Source organism: Mammaliicoccus sp. J-M40, from assembly GCF_022386395.1.
GTDB classification, from domain to species: domain Bacteria; phylum Bacillota; class Bacilli; order Staphylococcales; family Staphylococcaceae; genus Mammaliicoccus; species Mammaliicoccus lentus.
Genome location: NZ_JAJNIQ010000010.1, coordinates 91,913 through 97,949 on the forward strand (window position 1 = coordinate 91,913; position 6,037 = coordinate 97,949).

6 protein-coding genes are annotated in these 6,037 nt (G+C 33.7%); 5 read left to right on the forward strand and 1 reads right to left on the reverse strand.

The window, feature by feature from the left end; all coding sequences use genetic code 11:
* The first annotated feature begins 6 nt into the window (after positions 1 to 6).
* Entirely contained in the window at positions 7 to 234 is a 228-nt protein-coding gene (gene hfq / locus LQ688_RS11075) for an RNA chaperone Hfq (RefSeq protein WP_239724875.1), read from the forward strand.
* 350 nt (positions 235 to 584) lie between these two features.
* Here hfq and LQ688_RS11080 read toward each other — a convergent pair whose 3' ends face one another.
* Complete coding sequence (locus tag LQ688_RS11080) at positions 585 to 1,058, reverse strand: glutathione peroxidase (RefSeq protein WP_017000458.1); 474 nt, start codon at positions 1,056 to 1,058, stop codon at positions 585 to 587.
* A 108-nt stretch (positions 1,059 to 1,166) separates the two neighbouring features.
* On the opposite strand from LQ688_RS11080, the gene hflX reads away from it, so the two are divergent.
* The 4 genes from hflX (at position 1,167) to glnA (ending at position 5,468) form a co-directional block, all read left to right on the forward strand.
* On the forward strand, positions 1,167 to 2,405 hold the full coding sequence (hflX, locus tag LQ688_RS11085; protein ID WP_239724876.1) for a GTPase HflX: 1,239 nt from the start codon (positions 1,167 to 1,169) through the stop codon (positions 2,403 to 2,405).
* Positions 2,406 to 2,416: 11 nt separating this feature from the next.
* On the forward strand, positions 2,417 to 3,664 hold the full coding sequence (locus tag LQ688_RS11090) for a methionine gamma-lyase family protein (protein WP_239724877.1): 1,248 nt from the start codon (positions 2,417 to 2,419) through the stop codon (positions 3,662 to 3,664).
* A gap of 87 nt (positions 3,665 to 3,751) precedes the next feature.
* Complete coding sequence (locus LQ688_RS11095; protein WP_017000455.1) at positions 3,752 to 4,108, forward strand: MerR family transcriptional regulator; 357 nt, start codon at positions 3,752 to 3,754, stop codon at positions 4,106 to 4,108.
* A gap of 19 nt (positions 4,109 to 4,127) precedes the next feature.
* Positions 4,128 to 5,468 carry a type I glutamate--ammonia ligase gene (glnA, locus tag LQ688_RS11100; RefSeq protein WP_017000454.1) on the forward strand — a complete coding sequence of 447 codons (1,341 nt, stop codon included), beginning with the start codon at positions 4,128 to 4,130 and terminating at the stop codon, positions 5,466 to 5,468.
* The last annotated feature ends 569 nt before the right edge of the window (positions 5,469 to 6,037 follow it).

Here is a 6,037-nt window from a genome sequence, read left to right on the forward strand (position 1 = left end):
AGTCATATGGCAGAGAAAGAAAATATTCAAGAAGTATTATTGGAGAAGTTCAAATCTGAAGGTACTGAATTAACAGTCTTCTTATTAAACGGTTTCCAAATGAAAGGCAAAATTGTAGGCTTTGACGAGAATGTTGTATTACTAGATATTCTAGGCACTGAAAATCTTATCTACAAACATGCTATTTCTACTTTTGTCGTAGCACAAGAAGAAGAAAATAAAGAAAATGAGTAATTTTTGTGCTCGTGGCTAAAAAAGCTAAGACAATTTATTTGTCTTAGCTTTTTTATTTTAATAAATAAAGTCCTGTTATATTGCGAGACGATACTCACGTGAAACATAACATTCTCTTTATTGACAAGACTACTGAGAAAAGACAATAAGGCTACCGTTATTGACACGTTTGGCAAGAAAAGACAATAAGGCTATCGTTATTGACACGTTTAGTGAGAAAAGGCAATAAGGATAATGCTATAGCCAAGTTTTGAACTACAAAATCTACGTGCAACATAGACATCGAGTCCACTACTGCAAATACATAGAAAGAGCCCGAAACAATGATTAATGTCTCGAACTCTTTCTTTTTATAATACTTCTTCTATAGCATTTCTTAACTGTTCTGGACTTTTTTGTGGTGAGAAGCGATTAACAACTTCTCCATCTTTATTCACTAAAAACTTAGTGAAGTTCCATTTTATGGAGCCGTTTAAAATGCCTTTTTTAGCACTTGTTAAATAGTCATAAAGTGGATGTTGATCAGAACCTTTTACTTTGATCTTTTCGTGCATTGGGAATGTAACACCATAATTTAATTTACAATTTTGATAAGCTTCATATGAATCACCTGGTTCTTGATTACCAAATTGGTTACAAGGGAAACCAAGTACTACAAAGTCTTTATCTTTATAATCTTGATAAAGTTGTTCCAATCCTTCAAACTGTGGAGTGAAACCACATTCACTTGCTGTATTGACAATCAATAGTGCTTTACCTTTATATTCAGATAACGAATAAGTATCTCCATTTGTTTTAGCAACCTCGAAGTCATATATAGACATTCTAATCACTCCTTTTCTTAACTCTATTATAGTAAAGATTTATTCAAAGTCATATTAATATGCATATCTAATTATATGTTAAAATGAAGTAAAGAGAGCGTGATAAAAATGAAAAATGATTTAATAACAACAGATCATGAAACGGAGAAAGTAATATTATTAGCTTTCCATGATAAACAAGTAGATGAGGATACGTTTCAATCAACAGTTGAAGAACTAAAATCTTTAGCTAAAACAAGTCAATTAGAAGTGATTGAAGTATTTACTCAAAAAAGAGATAGACCAGATCAACAATATTACTTAGGTAAAGGTAAAATAGAAGAAGTGATTGAATATATTGATTTAAACGATGTAAAAGTAAATGCTATTATTGCTAACGATGAGTTAACAACTGCACAGTCGAAACAATTAGATGAGTTGTTTGATACTAAAATTATAGATAGAACACAATTAATTTTAGAAATATTTGCGCAACGTGCATCTAGTAGAGAAGGGCAGTTACAAGTCGAACTTGCACAATTAGATTATTTACTGCCTAGACTGTCTGGCCATGGTAAAAGTCTATCACGTTTAGGTGGCGGAATTGGTACAAGAGGTCCTGGTGAAACTAAACTGGAAACTGATAGAAGACACATTAGAACGCGCATGAACGAAATTAAACATCAACTAGAAACGATTGTATCTCACCGTTCAAGATATAGGGAAAGAAGACAACATAACCAAGCTTATCAAGTCGCGTTAATAGGTTATACTAACGCTGGTAAATCTTTATGGTTTAATCAGTTATCACAAGATGAAACATTTGAACAAGATTTATTATTCGCAACGTTAGACCCTAAATCAAGAGCTGTTTCAATAAACGAAGGATTTAATATTATATTATCTGACACGGTTGGGTTTATTCAAAAATTGCCTACGACACTTATAGCAGCATTTAAATCAACATTAGAAGAAGCAAAATATGCACAACTATTAATACATGTTGTAGATGCTAGTCACCCACATTATATGGAACAGTATGAAACTGTTATGAAACTTGTGAAACAATTAGATATGAATCACATCCCAATGTTAGTTGTGTTCAATAAAAAAGATAAAGTAGATAACATCAATCAACCTGTCTCCGAGAATTCTATATTTGTGTCAGCAAGAGATAAACAAGATCAAGTTGTATTCAAAGACAAGCTAGTAGAAATGATTAAAAATACAATGGAATACTATGAGATGGAATTAGAGGCGTCTGATGCTGACCAATTGTATTGGCAAAAAACACATACACTAATAGAAACGTTAGAGTTTGATGAAACAAATGAAATGTATAAAATAACAGGATATAAACAAAAATAAGAGGTAAAGAAATGGAAGAAAAATTACAATCATTAGTAAAAGAAGTAGAAACAACATTAAGACCATATTTTGATGAAATTGAGCATAATGCATTAATTGCTCAAGAACGCGTATTGGATGCTTTCCATAAAGTGAAAATATCAGAAGCAGATTTAGTCGGTACTACAGGATATGGTTATGATGATATGGGACGAGATCATTTAGAAGAAGTATATACAGAAGTCTTTCTAGCTGAAGATAGTTTAGTTAGACCACAAATTATTTCAGGAACACATGCGATTACAATAGCATTAAATAGTCAATTAAAACACGGTGAAGAATTACTGTATATAACAGGTACACCTTATGACACTTTATTAGAAGTAATCGGTGTTAATGGAAATGGTATAGGGAGTTTTATTGAACAAGGTATTCAATACAATGAAGTTCCTTTAAAAGATAATGATATTGATATTGAAGCTGTATTAAACAAAATAAATGATAAAACAAAAGTAATCGCAATACAACGATCTAAAGGCTATAGTTCTAGACCTTCATTAACAATAAAGCAAATAGGATATGCCATTACTAGAATAAAAGAAGTTTATCCAGAAATTATTATTTTCGTAGATAACTGTTATGGTGAATTCGTAGAGGATAAAGAGCCTATAGAAGTAGGCGCAGATTTAATTGCTGGTTCTTTAATCAAAAACCCAGGCGGTGGATTATCTAAAATAGGTGGATATATTTCAGGTAAGCAAGATTTAATAGAGCGTTGTGCATATAGATTAACAGCTCCTGGTATCGGTAAAGAAGCGGGGGCTTCATTAGGTAGTTTACCTGAAATGTATCAAGGGTTCTTTTTAGCGCCACACGTAGTTAGTCAAAGCTTAAAAGGCGCATTGTTTACGTCCTTACTATTGGAGAAATTAAATATGAAGACAACACCACATTACACAGATGAAAGAACTGATTTAATACAATCTGTAACATTTGATACAGCTGAACAAATGATTGCATTTTGTCAGTCTATACAACATGCATCGCCAATCAATGCACATTTCAGCCCGATGCCTAGTTATATGCCGGGCTATGAAGATGATGTCATTATGGCAGCAGGAACTTTTGTACAAGGTTCTTCAATTGAATTAACAGCTGATGGCCCAATTAGAGCACCGTATGAAGCTTATATTCAAGGTGGATTAACATATGAACACGTTAAAATCGCGATAATTAGAGCAGTGGAAACATTAATGAAAAAAGAATTAGTTATGTTATAATTATGTGTGAGGTTTCCTCACACATAATTGTTTTCTGAAAATTTATGTGCTAAATTTATTTTAAGTTCTTAGTAGAAGGAGGCGGTCGTGCTGTCAAGAGATTTAATTAGAAGAAACATGGCCGTGTTTCCAATAGGTGTAGTCATCAAATTAACAGAACTTACAGCAAGACAAATCAGATATTATGAAAGTAATGAGCTGGTTACACCGACAAGAACTGACGGTAATCAGAGGTTGTTTTCATTAAATGACTTAGAGAGATTACTTGAAATTAAAAATCTCATCGAAAAGGGATTCAATATGAAAGGGATTAAACAAATTCTTCTAGAAGAAAAAAATGACCTTTCAGATGAAGAACTACGTATGAGAGAGCGGGTAATTAGAGGTACCTCGAAGACAGAAGGTCCACTCAACCGTGGAGATTTATCAAGATTTTTTAAATAAAATACTGGAGGATCAACACATGGCTAAGCAAACATTTACGAAAGAGGATATTTTTCGCTTTGCAGACGAAGAAAACGTACGTTATTTAAGGTTACAATTTACAGACATTTTAGGAACAATTAAAAATGTAGAGGTACCAATTGCACAATTAGAAAAAGTTTTAAACAATGAAATGATGTTTGACGGTTCTTCAATTGAAGGATTCGTGCGAATTGAAGAATCGGATATGTATCTATGTCCTGACCTGAACACTTGGGTGATTTTCCCATGGACTGCAGGTAAAGGTAAAGTAGCACGATTAATCTGTGACATTTATAGTCCAGACGGTAATCCATTCCCAGGTGACCCACGTACTAACTTGAAACGTGTCTTAAAAGAAATGCAAGAATTAGGATTTACAGATTTCAACTTAGGACCAGAACCAGAATTCTTCTTATTTAAACTAGACGAAAAAGGTGAACCAACATTAGAATTAAATGATAATGGTGGATACTTCGACTTAGCACCAACAGACTTAGGTGAGAACTGTCGTCGTGATATCGTACTAGAATTAGAAGATATGGGCTTTGATATCGAAGCAAGTCACCATGAAGTGGCACCTGGCCAACATGAAATAGACTTTAAATATGCTGACGCAATTACAGCATGTGATAACATTCAAACATTCAAACTCGTTGTTAAAACTATCGCACGTAAACATAATTTACACGCAACATTTATGCCAAAACCATTATTCGGTGTAAACGGAAGCGGAATGCACTTTAACGTATCATTATTCAATGGTAAAGAAAATGCGTTCTTCGATCCAGATGGCGACATGCAACTTACAGATAATGCATTCCACTTTATTGCAGGTATCTTGAAAAATGCAAGAGGATTCACAGCAGTATGTAATCCATTAGTTAACTCATACAAACGACTAGTACCAGGTTACGAAGCACCATGTTATATCGCATGGAGTGGACAGAACCGTTCACCACTAGTAAGAATACCAGTATCAAGAGGCGTGTCAACACGTGTCGAAATCCGTTCAGTAGACCCAGCAGCTAATCCATACTTAGCATTAGCTACAATCTTAGAAGCAGGACTAGACGGTATTAAACACAAATTAACACCACCAGAATCAGTAGACCAAAACATCTATGAAATGAACAGAGAAGAAAGAGAAGCGGTGGGCGTACAAGACTTACCATCAACACTTTACACAGCTGTTAAAGCAATGAAAGAAAACGATGTAGTAAGATCAGCATTAGGTAATCACATTTACAGACAATTTATCCAGTCTAAATCGTTAGAATGGGATTACTACAGAACCCAAGTATCAGAATGGGAAAGAGAACAATATATTAAGCAATATTAATATTGATAGAGGAGCTAGGGATATAAATCCTTAGCTCTTTTTTGGATGGGATTAATCAAAAATGCAAGAGTTGATTTTATTATTGGATTAATTAGGCCGAAAATCCAGGTAGAGCACCTTTTATTGGATTAACTAGGCCGAAAATCCAAGTAGAGCACCTTTTGTTGGATTAATTAAGCCTAAAATCCAAGTAGAGCACCTTTTGTTGGATTTACTAAGATAATAATCCAAGTAGGGCATCTTTTATTGGATTAATTAAGCCTAAAATCCAAGTAGAGCACCTTTTGTTGGATTAATTAAGCCGAAAATCCAAGTAGAGCACCTTTTGTTGGATTAACTAAGACAATAATCCAAGTAGAGCACCTTTTGTTGGATTAACTAAGACAATAATCCAAGTAGAGTACTTCTTATTGGATTAAGTAAGACAATAATCCAAGTAGAGTACCTTTTGTTGGATTAAGTAAGACAATAATCCAATTAGAGCACCTTTTGTTGGATTAACTAAGACAATAATCCAAGTAGAGTACTTCTTATTGGATTAAGTAAGACAATAATCCAAGTAGAGTACC

Bases quoted from the DNA above. Each gene is read 5' to 3' on its own strand.
- glnA (WP_017000454.1), top strand. From the start codon at position 4,128: ATGGCTAAGCAAACATTTACGAAAGAGGATATTTTTCGCTTTGCAGAC.
- hflX (WP_239724876.1), top strand. From the start codon at position 1,167: ATGAAAAATGATTTAATAACAACAGATCATGAAACGGAGAAAGTAATA.
- LQ688_RS11090 (WP_239724877.1), top strand. From the start codon at position 2,417: ATGGAAGAAAAATTACAATCATTAGTAAAAGAAGTAGAAACAACATTA.
- LQ688_RS11080 (WP_017000458.1), bottom strand. From the start codon at position 1,058: ATGTCTATATATGACTTCGAGGTTGCTAAAACAAATGGAGATACTTAT.
- hfq (WP_239724875.1), top strand. From the start codon at position 7: ATGGCAGAGAAAGAAAATATTCAAGAAGTATTATTGGAGAAGTTCAAA.